Source organism: Paenibacillus sp. CF384 (assembly GCF_900106745.1).
Lineage (GTDB): Bacteria > Bacillota > Bacilli > Paenibacillales > Paenibacillaceae > Paenibacillus_Z.
The window spans coordinates 121321-139307 of sequence record NZ_FNNV01000016.1; the positions used below are offsets into that span (position 1 = coordinate 121321).

At 53.6% G+C, this 17987-nt stretch carries 17 protein-coding genes; 11 read left to right on the forward strand and 6 right to left on the reverse strand.

Annotated elements, in window-relative coordinates; all coding sequences use genetic code 11:
- Positions 1-4: 4 nt before the first annotated feature.
- Together BLW29_RS23240 and BLW29_RS23245 are read left to right on the forward strand one after the other, a co-directional pair.
- Positions 5-1018, forward strand: a complete 1014-nt coding sequence (locus BLW29_RS23240; protein WP_090984062.1) for an ABC transporter ATP-binding protein — start codon at positions 5-7, stop codon at positions 1016-1018.
- Between the two features lie 56 nt (positions 1019-1074).
- Positions 1075-2034: a D-2-hydroxyacid dehydrogenase gene (locus tag BLW29_RS23245; RefSeq protein ID WP_090984064.1), complete on the forward strand. Its 960-nt coding sequence runs from the start codon at positions 1075-1077 to the stop codon at positions 2032-2034.
- A gap of 41 nt (positions 2035-2075) precedes the next feature.
- On the opposite strand, the gene BLW29_RS23250 is transcribed toward BLW29_RS23245, so the two are convergent.
- A complete protein-coding gene (locus BLW29_RS23250; RefSeq protein ID WP_177186785.1) occupies positions 2076-2744 on the reverse strand; it encodes a phytanoyl-CoA dioxygenase family protein in 669 nt (222 codons plus the stop codon).
- A 111-nt stretch (positions 2745-2855) separates the two neighbouring features.
- Between BLW29_RS23250 and BLW29_RS23255 the strand changes: the two genes are divergently transcribed.
- Together BLW29_RS23255 and BLW29_RS23260 are read left to right on the forward strand one after the other, a co-directional pair.
- Entirely contained in the window at positions 2856-3485 is a 630-nt protein-coding gene (locus tag BLW29_RS23255) for a hypothetical protein (RefSeq protein WP_090984068.1), read from the forward strand.
- A gap of 25 nt (positions 3486-3510) precedes the next feature.
- Positions 3511-3960 (forward strand): YdeI/OmpD-associated family protein, encoded by a 450-nt coding sequence (locus tag BLW29_RS23260; protein WP_090984070.1) that lies wholly within the window; start codon positions 3511-3513, stop codon positions 3958-3960.
- A 29-nt stretch (positions 3961-3989) separates the two neighbouring features.
- Here the strand turns inward: BLW29_RS23260 and BLW29_RS23265 are convergent, their stop codons facing one another.
- The 3 genes from BLW29_RS23265 to BLW29_RS23275 all read right to left on the reverse strand — a co-directional run bounded on the left by BLW29_RS23265 (position 3990) and on the right by BLW29_RS23275 (position 7972).
- Entirely contained in the window at positions 3990-4916 is a 927-nt protein-coding gene (locus BLW29_RS23265) for a sigma-70 family RNA polymerase sigma factor (RefSeq protein WP_090984072.1), read from the reverse strand.
- A 93-nt stretch (positions 4917-5009) separates the two neighbouring features.
- The gene (locus tag BLW29_RS23270; RefSeq protein WP_090984074.1) at positions 5010-5462 is read right to left on the reverse strand and encodes a carboxymuconolactone decarboxylase family protein; all 453 of its coding nucleotides are present in this window, start codon (positions 5460-5462) and stop codon (positions 5010-5012) included.
- Positions 5463-6577: 1115 nt separating this feature from the next.
- Complete coding sequence (locus tag BLW29_RS23275) at positions 6578-7972, reverse strand: glycosyl hydrolase (protein WP_090984076.1); 1395 nt, start codon at positions 7970-7972, stop codon at positions 6578-6580.
- 199 nt (positions 7973-8171) lie between these two features.
- On the opposite strand from BLW29_RS23275, the gene BLW29_RS23280 reads away from it, so the two are divergent.
- The 5 genes from BLW29_RS23280 (at position 8172) to BLW29_RS23300 (ending at position 14024) form a co-directional block, all read left to right on the forward strand.
- Complete coding sequence (locus BLW29_RS23280) at positions 8172-8966, forward strand: alpha/beta hydrolase (RefSeq protein WP_256208829.1); 795 nt, start codon at positions 8172-8174, stop codon at positions 8964-8966.
- Between the two features lie 117 nt (positions 8967-9083).
- Entirely contained in the window at positions 9084-9422 is a 339-nt protein-coding gene (locus tag BLW29_RS23285; RefSeq protein WP_090984080.1) for a DUF5658 family protein, read from the forward strand.
- A 156-nt stretch (positions 9423-9578) separates the two neighbouring features.
- Complete coding sequence (locus BLW29_RS23290; protein WP_090984082.1) at positions 9579-11846, forward strand: glycoside hydrolase family 3 N-terminal domain-containing protein; 2268 nt, start codon at positions 9579-9581, stop codon at positions 11844-11846.
- Between the two features lie 499 nt (positions 11847-12345).
- The gene (locus tag BLW29_RS23295; protein WP_090984084.1) at positions 12346-13233 is read left to right on the forward strand and encodes an ATP-binding cassette domain-containing protein; all 888 of its coding nucleotides are present in this window, start codon (positions 12346-12348) and stop codon (positions 13231-13233) included.
- A complete protein-coding gene (locus BLW29_RS23300; protein WP_090984085.1) occupies positions 13230-14024 on the forward strand; it encodes an ABC transporter permease in 795 nt (264 codons plus the stop codon). Before BLW29_RS23295 ends, BLW29_RS23300 begins: the two co-directional genes overlap by 4 nt.
- A 47-nt stretch (positions 14025-14071) precedes the next feature.
- On the opposite strand, the gene BLW29_RS23305 is transcribed toward BLW29_RS23300, so the two are convergent.
- Complete coding sequence (locus BLW29_RS23305) at positions 14072-14860, reverse strand: TetR/AcrR family transcriptional regulator (RefSeq protein ID WP_090984086.1); 789 nt, start codon at positions 14858-14860, stop codon at positions 14072-14074.
- 203 nt (positions 14861-15063) lie between these two features.
- Here BLW29_RS23305 and BLW29_RS23310 point away from each other — a divergent pair, with 203 nt between their 5' ends.
- Complete coding sequence (locus BLW29_RS23310; protein WP_090984088.1) at positions 15064-15897, forward strand: helix-turn-helix transcriptional regulator; 834 nt, start codon at positions 15064-15066, stop codon at positions 15895-15897.
- A gap of 110 nt (positions 15898-16007) precedes the next feature.
- Complete coding sequence (locus BLW29_RS23315) at positions 16008-17015, forward strand: ABC transporter substrate-binding protein (protein WP_256208832.1); 1008 nt, start codon at positions 16008-16010, stop codon at positions 17013-17015.
- A 63-nt stretch (positions 17016-17078) separates the two neighbouring features.
- Here the strand turns inward: BLW29_RS23315 and BLW29_RS23320 are convergent, their stop codons facing one another.
- Complete coding sequence (locus BLW29_RS23320) at positions 17079-17891, reverse strand: CPBP family intramembrane glutamic endopeptidase (protein ID WP_090984090.1); 813 nt, start codon at positions 17889-17891, stop codon at positions 17079-17081.
- Between the last annotated feature and the right edge of the window lie 96 nt (positions 17892-17987).

Genomic DNA, 17987 nt, shown 5'->3' on the forward strand with positions numbered 1-17987 from the left:
GAAAATGGAGGCGTTTCGCGAGTTTATTAGGCTCATTCCGGAGAAAATCGGGTATTTACTAGGTATTACCGTTGGCGCTGTTCTGATGGTAAATGGGGATATTGGCGCTGGTGCGATCATTGCCTTTCTCACGCTGCTTGATAAGGTTAGCGAGCCTTTCGTCAGCATAACCGCCATCATAAGCTCGCTGCAGAGAGTGTCGGCCGGAGCGGAGAATCTGCTTACCGTCATGGAGATGGCGCCTGAGGTGAAGGATCGAGGAAACGTACTTCCGGCCAAGCCTTGCTCCATTCGCTTCGATAATGTCTCCTTCTCTTATGAAGCGGATCGTCCGGTCCTTCATAACGTCAGCTTCGAGATTCCGGCTGGCAAATCCGTAGCGCTGGTCGGCCCAAGCGGCAGCGGGAAGAGCACGTTGATTAAACTGCTCTACCGGTTCTATGAGCCGAGCGGAGGCTCGATTCGACTGGATGAGCGTCCGATCGAGGGGTTTACGATCGCATCGCTGCGGGGGCAGCTGGCCGCGGTTACCCAAGACGTGTATTTGTTCGATGGCACGATTCGGGAAAATATTGCGATCGGGTTCGCGAATGCGACGGAGGCGGACATCCTCAGAGCTGCGGAACTGTCACAAGCGGCGTTTATTCGGGAGCTTCCGGAAGGGCTGGATACGGTGGTTGGGGAGCGCGGCATTAAGCTATCCCATGGGCAGAGGCAGCGCATTGGTATAGCAAGAGCTGTTCTTAGAAGGGCGACGGTCACCATTCTGGACGAGCCTACCTCCGCGCTTGATGTGGAGACAGAAGCGATGTTCCAGAGTGATTTGCCGAAGTGGGCGGGAGCCAGTACCAAGATCATTATTGCCCATCGGTTATCGACGATTCGCGATGTCGATTACGTGATTTTTCTGGAGAATGGACGCGTACAGGAAATGGGTTCGCCTAAGGAACTGCTGCAAGCGAAAGGGCGGTTCTCGGATTTCTGGAGAAACCAGCATATTCATGAGTTTGTGAGCTAATGCGGACAATGCAGACAATGCAGCAAAAGGACAACAAACAAGGAGGCATTTTACCTATGACAACGATACTTTGTTTACAAGAGCTTACTTCGGAGCAGCGAGCGGCAGTGCGGCAGGGGGCACCGGATGCGACGATTGTTTTCGGCGGGAAGTCTGTGGCGGGCGATCAAGATTTTCGCGATGCGGAGATTATTCTGGGATGGGATAAGAGGGTGACGGAGATTGCGCTGCAGGAGGGCTCGAAGCTGCGCTGGGTGCAGAGCTGGTCGTCGGGGATCGACAGCTTGCCGCTGGATCGGCTGGAGGAACGCGGCATCTTGCTGACGGATGCCAGCGGCGTACACGCCAGATCGGTGTCCGAGACGGCAGTCGCCATGATGCTGGGACTGTCGCGCGGCATTGCCGCGGCTGTTCGCAATCAGCGGACCGGCCTGTGGGAAAGCCCCGATACGCTTGCGGAGATGAACGGGGGCACCGTAGCGATTGTCGGCGCAGGCGAAATCGGCCGCGAGGTGGCGCGGATCGCTCGCGCGTTCGATATGCGCGTCATTGCCGTTCGCCGATCGGGCGGCCAGATGCCGGAAGCGGATGTCGTTTACGAGACGTCGCGTCTTGATGATGCACTGCGGGAAGCGGATTATGTCGTTAATATTTTGCCGCTTACGGGTGAGACGCAGCATCTGTTTCATGCGGAACGATTCGCTGTGATGAAGCGTACGGCTTATTTTATTAACGTGGGGCGAGGGGCGACCGTGCGAACGGAGGATCTCGTTGAGGCGCTCGATAAAGGCATTATCGCCGGTGCGGGACTTGATGTGTTCGAGCAAGAGCCGCTGCCTGCGGATCATCCACTGTGGGCAATGCCGAACGTGATTCTCACGCCGCATAATGCCGGGGGGTTGACCGTTCGCAACGGGGAGCGGCTCGTGAAGCTGTTCCTGTCGAATTTGGAGCTGTATTCGTCCGGGCATGCTGCCGATCTGCGCAATTTGGTTGATTATAAGAAGAGGTACTAATGAATGAGCCGAAGCCGCAGCGGCTGCGGCTTCGAAGAGCGTTACTTTAGCGCGAAAGCAGCTTTGGCCCAAGGATATTCGGGATCCGGCTGGGTTCCGTCCTTGTAGGTGGAGATAAGCGCCCAGCGGTCTGCGCCGGACGTGTTGGAATAAGAGGCATGCAGCAATAAATCGTGGAAGACGATGGCGTCTCCTTTGGTGGCTGTGAAATCGACAACCTGCGAAGCGTCGATCTGATCCTCATTTAAGCGATGAACGAATCCGTTGTTATCCGCCGCGTCACCATCATGGCTGATTGTCGAACGATGGGAGCCGGGAAGGACTCTCAGACAGCCGTTGGCTGGGGTCGCATCGTCAAGCGCAATCCAAACGGAGAATTTGTGACTGCCGTGCCAGTAGGAGTAGTCTTGGTGCCAAGGTGAACCGAAGTCCGTGCTCGCATTCTTGAAGACGACCTTGTCGTTCATGAACAGGACGTAATCGCCGATAATCGCTTTCAATGCGCGAGTAAGCGCAGGTGATTGCGCGGCCTCCTTAAACAATTCGCTTTCGGACGTTAATCCGAGAAAAACGCCGCTTCTATCAACATCATGCCTTGCTAGAATCTCGGCTGCTTCCGCCTTTAAGGCTTGCACCTCTTCTTGCGAATAAAGCTGCTTTAGAATGAAATAGCCTTGCCGATCGAACTCTTCCTTCATGGCTGCTGTCATGCTCATTGCCTCCTAATCGATATGATGCGAATGAATGGCAAACCGTGCTAAAGGGCGTTATAGTATGAATGGTAAAGCAACTGGATAATGGTGTAAAGGGGCGATGCCGACATGCAGTTGTTTCGGATGCGGGTGGAGTCGGAAGGCAAGAACGGATTAGCTGAATTTGTTGAAAATCATTATATAAGCTGCGGCAGACCGGGCATCGGAGACATGAGCGGATTAACTGAGGCAGAGCTGGCAGCGGCGTTAGTTGAAGGCGCTGGGCTTGATGGGTCAGAGCTGGTAAGCGAAGTCGAAGCGCATTACGCTTTCGCGCAAGTGATGCAGGACGGCGACTATATCATCGTAGGGGATAGCGATCGCATGTATCTGGGCGATCTCGGCGATTATTACTATCTCGATGACTTCGACAACGAGGCTGATCAGAGCGGGCACCGGCGAGGTGTGACTTGGCTGCGGAGCCTGCATGGCGAGGAACTGCAGCCGGAGCTGCTTGCTTTTCTGGAGCAGGAAGGGAAGCTTGGCATGTTCGGGCGAGCGGTTAGCAAGGAGCAGCTTGAACGGCTGCTCGCGGGACAGGCGCCGGCCGGGACGAGGCTGGTCGACGAGGTAACCGTTCAGGAAGCGCTCGATATACTGAAAGCCGCGATGCGAAGTGAGGATGTCGAGCGGCGGGAACGGGCTGCAGTCGCGATATTGCAGTTTGCTAGGATGGAGCGGCAGGCGGCCGTAGAGTAGTGGATGGTAAGAGGAGGCGTAGAGTATGAAATTTCGAACGGTCGTCGAGCTTGGCGGCAAGACCGCAACCGGACTTGAGGTGCCGGGTGAAGTAGTGGCGTCACTTGGGACAAGCAAGAAGCCGGCTGTTAAGGTGAAGATTGGCACTTATGTGTATCGCAGTACGGTTGCTACAATGGGCGGACGCTTCATGCTCCCGCTCAGCGCGGAGAACCGCCAAGGCGCCGGCGTTGCAGCGGGGGAAGAAATTGAAGTCGAGCTTGAACTGGATACCGAGCCGCGAGAGCTTGAAGTGCCTGAGGATTTCGTTGCTGCGCTCGGTGATGCACCGGCATCCCGCATATTCTTCGACGGATTGTCTTACAGTAACAAGCGTAGAATTGTACTTTCCATTGACGGTGCGAAGACGGCCGAAACCAGGCAGCGGCGTATCGAGAAAGCGGTGCAGGCATTAAGCGAGAGCCGCATCCCATAGGAACCAATTCGAGCTGCCGAGGCGTGACCTCAGCAGCTCTGTTTCTGATCCAGCCCGTTAATGCGCGTAAGCTTCTCGGGGTTAGAGACCATATAAACGGCTCTAATGGCGGTGAAATCCTCACTCGGTTCGAACACGAGGGCAAACGGAGGTCTATTCTCCCGCTGCAGAAGCAGTCCCTGCTGGCCACTTATCGATACATGGTGGAGCTGCCCAATTAGGGAGCCTTTGCCCGCAATCCCCTCGAAGAAAGCTTTGATCCGGCTGCGACCCAGAATAGGATGGATAGCGGCACGGACAATACCGCCGCCGTCGCTGATCATGACCGCATCTTCGGTCAGCAGATGAATGAAGCCCTCTAATCGGCCGGTATGAATGGCTTGCGTGAACGACTGAACGAATCGTTCGACTGACGAGTCCATGGTCCGTTCATTGCCCGTGCGCGATAAGTGTCCGATCTTCGCGGAGGCACGGCTGAAGATTTTGCGGCAGGCGGCCTCGGACTTATCCAGCATGGACGCGATGTCGGCATATTCGTAGCCGAACGATTCACGCAGCACGAAGACGGCGCGCTCCTGAGGCGTGCAGATCTGCAGGAGCACGAGCATGGCATAGCCAAGCTGCTCGTGCTGAATGACGCGGGCAAGCGGCGTATCCGCGGCCGAAGTGCCAAGCTCGATGACAGGCTCCGGCAGCCAGTGGCCGGTATAGCTCTCGCGATTGCGCGGCGCTGCTTTCATCACATTGAGCACGCGGTTGGTGACCATTTTGACCAGGTAGGCTCTCGGGTGAGTCATGTCGATCTTGCCCAGCTTGCTTATCGTGACGAACACATCTTGAACGGCATCCTCGGCCTCGCTCATCGAGCCGAGCATGCGATAAGCAATGGAGGTAAGCAGCGTCTTGTGCTCGCGGTATAACTGTTCCACTTCCAACGTGTGATCGATCGACGTCAAGGCGCATCACCCTCCGATTCTAGATGCATTTTATCAAGATAAGAGCATGAAAGAAAGCCACCCGCTGCGGGGTGGCTTGTCAGATACGTTGACTTATTTCGCGACAAAACAGTCCGGATACATGCCTGTAGCAATCGCGATCCGGTTCCAGCCGTTGATCGCATTGATGGCGAGCAGCAGGGCAACAAACTCGCTTTCGTCGAAGTGTTTGCGGGCTTCGTCGTAGATGCTCTGCGGCACGCCGCCTTCGGAGATCAGCGTAACCGCTTCGGTCAATGCGAGTACAGCGCGTTCCTTCTCCGTAAATTGAGGAGATTCACGCCAAACGACGATCAGGTTTAGCCGACGCTCGCTTTCACCCATCTTCCGCAAATCGGTTGTGTGCATATCCACGCAGAACGCGCAGCCGTTGATTTGGGAAGCCCGGATTTTGATGAGCTCATAGATCACCTTGTCTGCAATTAACTCTTTTGCCGTACCATCAAGTCGTTGCATCGCTTGGTAAGCTGTTGGGTTGGCTTTGGATGCGTTCATTCGTAAGTTCATATCGATTCCTCCCGTGGATTCTATTGTGTGGTTCCTGCTAGGTAGACAATTGAAACACTTACTTTGTGACAGTATGGAGGCCTTGAATGCAAAAAAACTCCGAGTGGTCTCGGAGCCACCTTTGGCGGTTGAAGGCTGAGAGTCGGATTTTCGCACTCTCAGAATCTCGGGAAGGTCTGGATTGGTTAGTTTGGGGACTAAGAGTCGGATTTCGCGACTCTCAGCATCTCTGGATTGGTTAGTTTGTGGACTGAGAGTCGGATTTCGCGACTCTCAGTCTTTTTTCGAGGTGGTTTTGGCGCTGAGAGTTGGATTTTCGCACTCTCAGCTCTCGGGAGGGTTTGGATTGGTTAGTTTGTGGACTGAGAGTCGGATTTCGCGACTCTCAGTCTATTTTTGAGGTGGTTTTGGCGCTGAGAGTTGGATTTTCGCACTCTCAGCATCTCGGGAGGGTCTGGATTGGTTAGTTTGGGGACTGAGAGTCGGATTCCGCGACTCTCAGTCTTTTTTCGAGGTGGTTTTGGTGCTGAGAGTTGGATTTTCGCACTCTCAGCTCTCGGGAGGGTTTGGATTGGTTAGTTTTTGGACTGAGAGTCGGATTTCGCGACTCTCAGTCTTTTTTTCGAGGTGGTTTTGGTGCTGAGAGTTGGATTTTCGCACTCTCAGCTTCCAAGCAGGGTTCGCATTGGGCGAGGTGAACACTGAGAGCGGAATATCCGCTATCGTGTCCTCTATCGACCACGATTGAACACTGAAAGCGGAATATCCGCTTTCGGCTTCCAAAACATACGAATTTACTCCATTTTCGGCGATTACGGCACACTGATAGCGGCATATCCGCTATCGCGTCGGTAGCGACCACGATTGAACACTGAAAGCGGTATATCCGCTTTCAGCTAGCGCCTCCACCGTGCGTACTCTTATTTCATGCCGCGTATTATCCGCATACACTCGTTTTATCCGGAGATGTTGCACAAATGGCAGCACTTCTAGTAGCGGGGGACGGGATGGCTGGGCATCGGGCTGCCAAGAGGACAGCCCCAACGAGCGGCCAACTCACAACGAAACCCCCAAACGCAGCGATAGCGATTAGGGGTTCATTTAGCACTTATGCCTTAACCTTGGCTGACACCTCTCCAGTTCGGGAGTCGGTCAAGCGTGATGCAGTTCGGATGATGATAGACCTTCTTCAGCTGCTCGTCTGTCGTCGACTTGCCGTCGAGGACGAAGCCTTCGCCCCATGTCATATACCACAGCCAAGGCGTGCGGCTCGCGATGAGCTGATCCGGATCGGGAATCGATCCGTTCTCACCGAGCGCGATGAGTTTCTTGCCGCCGGCCAGCGCATCCACTTGCTCGAACGGCTTGCGCAGCGGACCGTAATTGGCAGACGGCGCGTAGATGTCGCAGCTGTCGATGTCGGTTTCGCCTTCTCCCGGATACCACTCCTCCACATGAGAATTCCAAACCCAAATCAAGTTATGGAGCTGATGCAGATTCGTCAGTCGGTCGTACAGCAATCGCCATAGCTGCTTGCACGGTTCGGCACCGAATGCGCCCCACCAGAACCAAGCGCCGTCTGCTTCGTGCAAAGGCCGCCAGAGCACAGGGACATTGGCATCCTGCAGCTTCTTCAATTGCGCCGCAACGGCATCGATATCAGCCAGCAGCAGCTGATGTTCCTGCGAATCGGGCTGCAGAGCGAGCGGAAGATTAAAGTCGGTATTCTTCGTGTAGAAGGTTTTGTCCGTTCCGCCGGTTGGCGCATACCAGTGCCAGGTCAAGGTTACGATTCCATTATGAACGGTTGTCCACTCGATAGCGGATTCGATGGAGCCTTTGTTCTCTGCGATTTCGAGCAGCTTATGCGGGGTTGGATCCGCTGTTTCGGTAGCATGCGTATAGCTGATCAGATCAAATCCCCGAATGGCAGGCTGTTTGCCGGTCACGCGCTCGATATAAATGAATTCCTTTACAGGTGTAAACCCGGAAGCGGTATGCTGACCCGTAAAGAGGCTGCTGCCAAACTGGCTGTTCAAGTAGTTCCACAGCGACACGGTTTCCGCCGTTGCCTTAGGGTTAATTAATTTGCGCGGCGCACGGCTGAGCTCGGGCGTGTCCACTGCAGATAACAGGAAGCAGTCGACTTCCACGCCGTTGTCCCAGGCTTTAAGCATGGCAAGCCTATGTGTGCCGGCCTCTAGATAAACGCTGCACTGACGCTCCGTTACAAACCCTTCGGTCGGACGAGATCTTACATAGCCGTAGCAATTGCCATCGATGAGGAGCGCATTGGAGCGATAGCCGTCCGGTACGGCATAACGGACACTAAGCTCATAGAAGCCTTCCTCCTGAATCTGTACATCAACCTCCAGCCAGTCTCCTTCATTCTCCGTGCCATTCACGTAACCGGCTCCGCTGTAACCGGGTGTCTCCTGTGCAACTGCAACGCCTTGCAAACGGCCTTCGTCGGCCTGAACGATAATCGAACAACTTGATCTTGTTTCCATCGGATAGTTCCCCCAATTGTTGGAATGGATGATTGTTCTTTCACTATAGCTGAATTTCTAAGTCGGTTGAATGTACATATATCGAATGGAAGTACCGCCAGCTAAAGCACCCCGAAGCCGCTTCGGACATAGACTAGGCTATAAACCAATGCTATGTGCGAAAGGAATAACAATCATGTATCTCGATATAAGGAATAGCGTGAGTGAGTGGGTTCCCGGTTGGCAGTATGCGATGGAGCAAAGAGCAAAGGAGCGCGAGCAGCCGCTTACCTTCGTCCTCGTCCACGGTTCATGGGCGGATGCCAGCTTCTGGAATGGGGTTGCCGTCATGCTGCGCAGAATGGGGCATCGCGTATATACCCCGGAGTACCCCGGCCATGGGAGCGATCCAAACAAGAATGTGACGCATGCCATGATTACGCAAGCGGTAGTGGATTTCATTATCAAGAATAATTTGCGCGATATCATATTGGTCGGGCACAGCTTCGGCGGATCGGTCATCCAGAAGACGGCGGAGCAGGTTCCGGACCGCATCAAACGGCTTGTCTTTATGGATGGTTTCGTGCTGGGTGATGGGCAATCCGTAGTGGATCAGTTTCCGCCACCTGTTCAGCAAATGTTCGAGCAGCTTAGACAATCCTCACCGGATGATGCGCTCGTGCTGCCGTTCCCGATCTTCCGCGAGCTGTTTACGAATTTGGCGGATCTGAAGCTCGCGCAGCAGCTGTACAGCGAAGCGAAGTCGGAGCCGGCTAAGCCTGCCTTTGAGAAGCTGGACTTGAAGAAGTTCTACAGTTTGAACATCCCGCGAAGCTATCTCTATCTTACGGAAGATAATTTGCTGCCGCAGGGAGAGGGTTACGGCTGGCATCCGCATATGTCGAGCCGACTTGGCGTGTTCCGGCTGATTCGATCGCATGGCGATCATATGACCTACTTCAGAACGCAGCCCGCACTTCTGGCGCAGAAGCTGTATGAGGCATCGAGAGATTGAGAAGCATAGAAGAGCAGGGCGACGGTGTTGCTGCTGCTCTTTTTGCTGGATGTAAGGGTGTGTATTTATTTGGTAGAATGTGATACAATTTGTATCTAAAAAGAAGGAGGTGATACGATGCCTGCTCGAGCGAAAGTTGCTGTCTGGAGCTTGCGTCCGGGTAAAAGCACGTTGACATGGTTGGTTCTTTTATCATTTTTTGATGCATTTGCGACAGATATGGGCATTCGAATGCGCGCGATCAGTGAAGCAAACCCGTTCGCTGCTTATTTGTACGAGACCGATCCGATCGTCTTCTACGCATATAAGATTATGCTGCCGCTACTTCTGTTCTTTTTGATACAAAATGTATCTGAAAAATCTTTTATCAAGAAATGGATTCTCATCGTGACCCTCGTCTACGCTCTGCTCGCCATATACCATCTCGTTTGGATACTCCTTGTTTTCCTGCTCTAACAATGCGCTCTCGCTGGTTGCTGCTGGCAAAAGTAGGCCGTGAAATGACTTCAATGTCAGCATCATGGCCTATAAATTTGTAAATTGCTTCCAAGTAACAAAACACCTTCCTCTGCGTCTATACATCTAGCAAATAGATACAGAGGTGTGTAACAGATGATGAAATGGAAACCGGCCGGGCTAGGTGCGGCGGCTGCGGGAATTGCTTGTATGGTCTGGGCAGGGACAGCCGCAGGGGCAACGGGAGATCAATTTATGGATTTAAAAGGAGCGCAGTGGGCGGCAGACAGCATTACATACATGGCGAAGAGGGGAACGGTAGCCGGTTACGGCAATGGGATTTTTAAGCCTGAAGGGGCGGTTACTCGTGCACAGGCGGTTACCTTCATGGTGCGAGAGCTGTATCCGCAGCAGTTGGCTGACAGTGACCAGACGTATACGGATGTACCGCGGAGTCATCCTTTCTATAAAGAAATTTCAGTGGCCGCCCGGATGGGATTAGCCGGTGGTTTCCCTGATGGTTCGTTCCATCCGGATGCTCCGGTTAGCCGTGCGGAAACAGCCGCTTTTCTTACTCGCGCCTACGCCCTTCAATCCGGGGAGCGCGCGGTGAGTCTGTCTGACACGGCAACGCACTGGGCTGCTGCACCTATTGGGGTTATGAGCTCGAATGGGCTGATCGGCGGGTATGCGGACGGCGCCTATCGACCGGATAAATCTGTCACGCGCGCGGAGTTTGCGGTGTTTATGACAAGAGTGATCCGGTTCGAGAGAGCGAATGCCATTCAGGCGCAGGACTGGGATAAGCTCATGTCCTATATGACCGTTAGCGAGCAGGTAGGGCAAATGCTTATGCCGGATATCCGGGAGTGGAAAGGGCAGCCCACAAGGACATTGAACGAGGGCATCAAGGCAACGATTCACGATCAGGATCTTGGCGGCTTCATTCTGTTTGAGAAAAATATCGCGAATGCCGAGCAAGTTACGACACTCACGCATGGGCTGCAAGCAGAAGCAGGGGATATTCCGCTGTTTCTTGGCATCGACCAAGAAGGCGGCGTTATTAAGCGCATTCCCGGCGGTACGAATCTGCCCGGGCAGATGGCGCTAGGCGCCGCGCGAGATACTTCGCTGGCCGAAGCCGCGGGGAAGCTCACGGGCGAGGAGCTAAAGGCGCTCGGTATGCAGCTTGATTTTGCACCGGTGCTCGATATTAACAGCAATCCGGACAATCCCATTATCGGGATGCGCTCTTTCTCCTCGGACCCGGATTTAGTCACACGATTGGGGCTGGCAGAGATCAAGGGGCTGCAATCGTCAGGCGTTATCCCGGCGGTTAAGCATTTTCCGGGGCATGGGGACACGACGGTCGATTCCCATCTGGGACTGCCTGTGCTGACGCATGACCGCGCGCGATTGGACGCGGTGGAGTTGAAGCCGTTCCGCGCTGCCATTGAGGCAGGCGTGGACATGATCATGAGTGCGCATATCGCGTTCCCGGCCGTAGATAATGAGCATGTTACCTCTCGCAAGGATGGCAGCAGCGTACCTGTGCCGGCAACCTTATCGAAGAAGGTACTGACCGGATTGTTGCGGGATGAGCTCGACTTCAAGGGTGTTATCATATCCGATGCGTTTACGATGAACGGGATCGCGGAGCATTTTGGCGAGGAACAGGCTGTCGTGCGTGCGGTATCCGCAGGCATTGATATTATTCTGATGCCGAAGGATTCGGCGATTGCGCATCAAGCGCTGGTAGAGGCCGTCCATAATGGAACGCTCTCCACAGAGGCGATCCATGCCTCGGTTAAACGAATCCTACAGCTGAAAGCGAAGTATGGCTTGTTCGGCGAAAGGGATGAACGCCTTTCTTCCAAGCTGGCTGCATTGCCGGCGATTATTGGTGCTACACCGCATCGCAAGGTCGAGCAAGAGATCGCGGAGCACGCGGTTACGCTGCTGACCGGTCGTGATGGGAAGTATCCGGATCGAATCGGACAAGGAGATCGCGTTGTCATCGCTGCCGCCGACGATGAGATTGGGAAGCAATTGGCGAAACAATTGCGAGAGGCCGGCGCTTCACAGCAGCTGAGTATTGAGATTGTGATCATCGGGCCAGGAAAGACAGCGGAAGCACTGCGGAAGTTGAAAGATGCAAATTACGTTGTGCTCGCCTCCTACCAGTTCCGCAACGTAGCCAGTCAGTTCGGGTGGTCGGATTATCAAACGGTTATTGATGAAGTGAATAAGCTAGGCAAACGGTATTCGCTCGTCTCGCTAGGCAATCCTTACGAGCTGCTTTACTTGCGGGACGTGAAGTCAGGTATGGCGCTCTATGGGAAACAAGAGCCGAATATTAAAGCCGGCATGAACGTGCTGCTCGGCCAGGCGGAGCTGCCGGGTGTATTGCCGGTACAGAATTAAGAAGGTGCAAAGCAAGCCGAAGGGACGCGGACAGTTCCGGAAACCGACTCTCGGCGCACAGACTAACCAATATGCCACGAGGCATGAGGTGAGAGTCGGAAAAACGAACTCTCACCTCCAAAAAACCATCGCATTCATACCGAGAGTGACGAAAACGAACTCTCAGATCACAAACTAACCCATCTAAGCCTTCAGCTGAAGCTGAGAGTCGGAAAAACGAACTCTCAGCTCGAAAAACCTATCGCATTCACGCTGAGAGTACAGAAATCGGACTCTCAGCCAAAAAACTAACCAATCTAACCACACGGCAGGGGCTGTAAGTCGCCAAAATCCTCAATGAGCAATGCTCGCCACTTACAAAAAGTCCGATGTTTCTAGAAGAAGAAAGGTCCAAGTTGTATCTGAAAAGATGCACCGGGACCTTTTTTCTTGTTGTAAATTAACTGTGTACATAATATACTGATTATACAATACACAATTAATGAGGGGGATGATGATAATGACAAAGCTTGCAATAGAAGCCACTGGGCTGCGTAAGAGCTTCGGCAGCCAAACGGTGCTGGACGGCATCGACTTGGCGGTCGCGAAGGGAACGATCTTCGCCTTGCTTGGCCCAAACGGCGCCGGCAAAACCACTCTTATTCATATTCTATCGACCTTGATCGAACCTGATGCCGGCAGTGCGCGGATTGAAGGGTATGATATTGTGGCAAACAAGAAAGAGGTACGCCGGTCGATCGGTTTGACCGGTCAATTCGCTGCGGTTGACGAGGTGTTGACGGGGGCGGAGAACGTGAACATGATGTGCCGCTTGTCCGGACTGTCCGCAGCGGAAAGCCGCGTCCGCACGGCGGAGCTGCTCAGAAGCTTCGATCTGGAAGCTGCTGCAGGCAAACGCGTGAAGACCTATTCCGGCGGAATGCGCCGGAAGCTGGATCTTGCCGTCAGTCTTGTCGTGCACCGGCCGGTGCTGTTCTTGGATGAGCCGACAACGGGGCTCGACACGGTGAGCCGGCGCGCACTCTGGGCGAATATTCAGCAGTTGAAGGAGCAGGGAATCACGATCTTCCTGACGACGCAGTATTTGGAGGAAGCGGATCAGTTGGCCGATCGGATCGCGGTCATTAACCACGGGCGAATAGTCGCGTCCGGGACGGCGGCCGAGCTGAAGGCGCATGTGGGCGGCGAAGTCATCGAGCTGCGCAATAAGGATAATGAGCTGCTTCGAACCCTGCCGACGAACGGGACCATCGTTGATGTGTGGCAAACGCTAGGAAGTGTCGTTCATTCCTTCCCTGAAGGCACGCAGCTCAGTATTCGCAAGCCGAGCATGGACGATGTTTTCTTGGCGTTAACGAGCATGGAGAAGGAGGCGTCGCTGGCATGAGAACCTTATTACAGCAACGGGCACCGAAGCCCGCATCCTTCGGCGTGACTAATCTTGTCTTCATCGGACGCAGTCTCCGTCACAGTCTGCGCAATGTCGAGTCGCTGGTGATGGCGATTATGCTCCCCGTTATGCTCATGTTATTGTTCACGTATGTGTTCGGCGGGGCGATTGACCCCTCAGGTGACTATGTCAATTACGTTGTACCCGGCATCATCTTGTTGTGCGCAGGCTTCGGTTCCTCCAGCACCGCAGTCGATGTCGCGACGGACATGACGAACGGCATTATCGATCGATTCCGCACGATGCCGATTCGTTCGCTTAGCGTCGTCGTTGGACACGTGGTCGCGAGCCTGGTCCGTAATTTGCTTGCGACCTGTATCGTCATCGGCGTAGCTCTGGCCGTGGGCTTCCGCTCGGACGCAAGCGTGTTGGAGTGGGCGGGTGCGCTTGGCGTCATCATCCTGTTCATCCTGACGTTCACGTGGTTATTCGCCGCGATCGGACTGGTGACCGGGAGCCCGTCCGCCGCAAGCGGCTACGGCTTCGCGCTGCTCTTCCTTCCGTATCTGTCGAGCGCCTTCGTGCCGACCAGCACGATGCCTTCATGGCTGCAAGGGTTAGCCAATCATCAGCCGATCACGCCGGTCATCGAGACCATTCGCGGATTGCTCTCGGGCACGCCAATCGGGGACAACGGCTGGTGGGCGATCGGCTGGTGCACCTTCATCTTGATGCTGGCCTTAATATGGTGCACACTCGCGTTCCGCCGCAAAGCCGGACAGCGATAAAATAAAAAGCAGCGATTGGAGCTAATGAGCTCTAATCGCTGCTTTTCTTACATCTGGCGCCTCACTTCGAGATAATGCTCGATACCATCAAGTATACGCTCCAGCCCGAAGGCTAGATCGTCCCCGATCGGACTCTCAACCTCACCTGTGTAGGCGCCTGACATGACGATCGGATGCAGGTCCGGGAAGCTGCCCTCCGTAATGAGCTGCTTCAACGCGGCCGTGTAGCTCAATCCGCTGAACGTCGAGAAGCTGTCGCCCGCCTTAATGACCAAATCCATATCCCTGGCAATCATGCCGCATGCCCTCGCATAGCTGCTAATCAAGAGCACGAAGGACATTTTCTCGAAATCATTAACGGGAAAGCCGCGCATAATGCGAAGCGTCCAATCAATAATACGAAGATTGCCGGGCATCATAGGAACGCTCCGAATGGGAATATCGGCGAACCAGGGATGGTCCCGGAAGACCTTGATACAGAATTGCACATAGTCCTGCATTTCCTCGCGCCAATGTTTCTTGGGTGCGTCCGGATCGGCTTCCGGTGGAAGGGGACAGACTCTATCCTGCATCAGAAGCAGCAAATCCTCTTTGCTGGTTATGTATCGGTAAAGAGACATCGTAGTGAAACCGAGCGCTCCGGCAACGCGGCTCATGGATACGGCGGACAGACCGTCTTGATCGGCAATCGCGACAGCGGTATCTACGATTAAGGGAATGCTGAGCTCGCCCTTCGGCCCTCGGCGCGATGGCTTAATAATTCCCCAGCTCAGCCTGACGCTCTCCGGTAAGCTTTGAATCGCTTCATCATCATTAGGTTCTTTATTGTCGGCCATTGCCTGTATTCCTCCGTTAGCTTAGCGCTTCCATAAGTGTATATGTAGTAAACAGTATATCATAATTCTCGGCCGCGGAGATGGTGCAGTGGCCTCACCGGGATGCCGCTCACGATTCTCCCGGCTGCTCGTCGGTCGCCTCGTCAGCTTGTACATTTTGTTATATGATGGGGAGAATGAAGGAGTGAAGGGAGTGGAAACACATGGCCTACAGCTACGAAGAGCTGGCAAGAGGGTTTGTTCATACACCTGTTGATCTGTTTGGCGTGTATCGGACACAGCTTGAAGCGAACCAAGTTTACAGCGGGCATGTGGACAAGCCGACTTCGAAATGCGCGATTATTTGCGCACTTAGCGGAGCTGCCGAATTTATCTTCGATGGCGAGGAGCGCTACCGGCTGGAACCCGGCAAAATACTGATTGGCGGAGCGGGCAGAAGGCTTGAGATTATCGTAGGCGACAGCGGCTTTCAATATAATATCGTGCATTATATGCCCAATACGGCGGAAGCAGTGCCGGGGAGCTTAGAGCGTAATCATGATATAACGCTGCTGGAGGTTACGGTAGATCCTGAGCTGCTGCGACTGCAAGAGCAGCTGCTTCAAGCCGCTTCGGTTCCTGACAATATGGGCATGCTTGCGAAGAAGTCGTTGTTTTATCAATACGTAGCCAAGCTGCTTCAGTCTGAGCGTAACCGTCAGAACAAAGACAGCTACTCGGTAATCGACGACGCGCTCGGCCATATTCATGACCGCTTCATGGATTCGCTGACGCTTGCCGGGTTAGCGGAGCGCTATCAGCTGAAGCCCAAATACTTCTCTTATTTATTTCACAAATATACGGGCACCGGACCGATCGATTATTTGATTCATTACCGCATGAATAAAGCGCACGAGTGGCTGCTGACCGAGCAGGTTTCGGTATCGGCCGTCGCGAAGAGCGTCGGATACGCAGACTCTTATTACTTCAGCAGGTTGTTCAAGAAATACAAAGGCATAGCGCCAAGTAGAGTCGGACATCTGCATCAGAAGAAATAGTCCATGGAAGAGTCGGGAATTTCTCTATTCTATTATCCTGCGTCCGATGGTACTCTTTTAGTTGATAATGAGAATCGTTATCGAGATGAATAGAAGAGGGGAAGCTTGACATGCACCTGAGAAAACAATCCTATTTGGTACTAATCGTTCTGTTAAGTTTGGCTTTGATCCTGAGCGCGTGCTCCGGTTCGAATAATAATGGAGCGTCCAATACTGCGCCGAGCGGTGAAGCGGAGCAGAGCAACGATACTTCGACCAGCGCATTCCCGCGTACCATCGATGCGGCGAACGGCCAAATCGAAATCACTAAGAAGCCGGAAAGAGTGGCAGTCGTACATTGGGGTTATATCGACTCGATTCTGCTGTTCGATCTGAAATCGGCTGCGCTTGCGCTTCCTTTCACGGAGAAGTCATCGGCGCTGCATACGGACAGCTATAAGCCTTATGTAGACAAGCTGGGTGAAATGGTCGTCGTTGGCGAGAATACAACGGTCAATATGGAGGCCTTGCTGAGCTATAACCCGGACTTGATCATCGCCGGTAACAGCATCAACGCCGAAGTGACGGATCAACTGGAGAAGATCGCAAAGACGGTCGTTATTGATGAAGCCAAAACCGATATCTGGAGCAACTGGCAGGCGGTTGTTACGAAGTTCGGAGAAATCCTCGGACAAGAGGATGTGGCGAAGCAATACATTGACAATTACAATGCGAAGCTTCAAGAGGTCAAAGCGAAATTGGCGAAAGTGGAAGGAACAGTAGCATTCGTCCAAGTTCGGAACAATGCGGTATGGCTGGGCGGCACGAAGTATTTGACACAGTACTACAGCGGTCTGGGCCTGAAAGCACCGAACGATCCGGCTATGGAGGAAGGCGTAGAGCTTTCGCTCGAAGGTTTAAGCAAGCTTAATCCGGACCATCTCTTCCTGGGCTACTTCAATTACGTCGACAAGTCGCAGCCGGCAATGACAGACGATTGGGAGAAGAATGCCGTCTGGAAAAGTCTGAAGGCTGTTCAAAATAACCAAACCTACGCGATTAACGGCGAGCTGGCGATGGGCTACGGCCCAATCGGCAACAGCTACGGCGTTCAAGCTGTCCTTGAAGCTCTAGAATAGGAACGATTCCGGTCTCCTACACAAAGAAGCGTCTCTCATGCGAGAGACGCTTCTTTGTTGTGCTTACAAGGGACTCGAACTTTTCTTCGGGCTGTACTTCAGGACGCTCGCTGCCATATAGATCGCCGCAACAGCAATGATGACGATTAGCCAACTGTCATGAAGCTTATCGAACCAGTCGAAGGCAGCCGTTTTGACAAAAGCAAAGAACAGCACATTGAAGGAGCACCCGATGAGAATCACCGACCAAATCGAACGCAGACGGAGATACATGTAGCCGTACAGGAAACCCAGCGGAATGCCAAGCAGCTGCATGGCGATCCCTCCCGGCTGCAGAGCGGCGATAATGATGGAAACGAGGAGGACGGCCCAGAAGACGGCCACATTGCGGCGTGCTTCATTGAAGAGGATGCCCATGAACAAGATGATCTCGAGCGCGGTGTTGATAACGGCAGAGATGATGAGGTAGCCTGTCGAAACGTCGGCATATTGATCGGTGAAGGCTGCCAGCTCGCTTACTCCTTGATGGAGCAGGAACTTGAGGGAGGCGGTGAAGAAGAAGGCAAAGCCGATGCCGACGGTGATCATATGCACGGCTCGCAAGGTTGAAATCGGCAGATAGTGCTGCATCCGTAAGAATCCGGGCGGCGCTATCTGCGGTACGATCAGCGAATATTTGACGCGATAAGCCAGATAACACAACACGACGGACAGCACCAGCACGATAAAGACTTGTGCAGGCAATTGTTCGCCTTCCCCGAAACTTCCCCATCCGAGCAGCGGATTTACGGCCGCATTGTAGATTACGATCGCGGCAATAATCATGGCCACATACAGCACTACATTTGCCAGCATAGCAAGATATCGTCTCAACATTCAGGTTCGCCCCTTTAACTGGGTTCCGCATATCGGAGGTTCAAGACAACATATTCGTGGAACGGAGAGTCTATGCGGGTTGAAGGCATTTTCTGC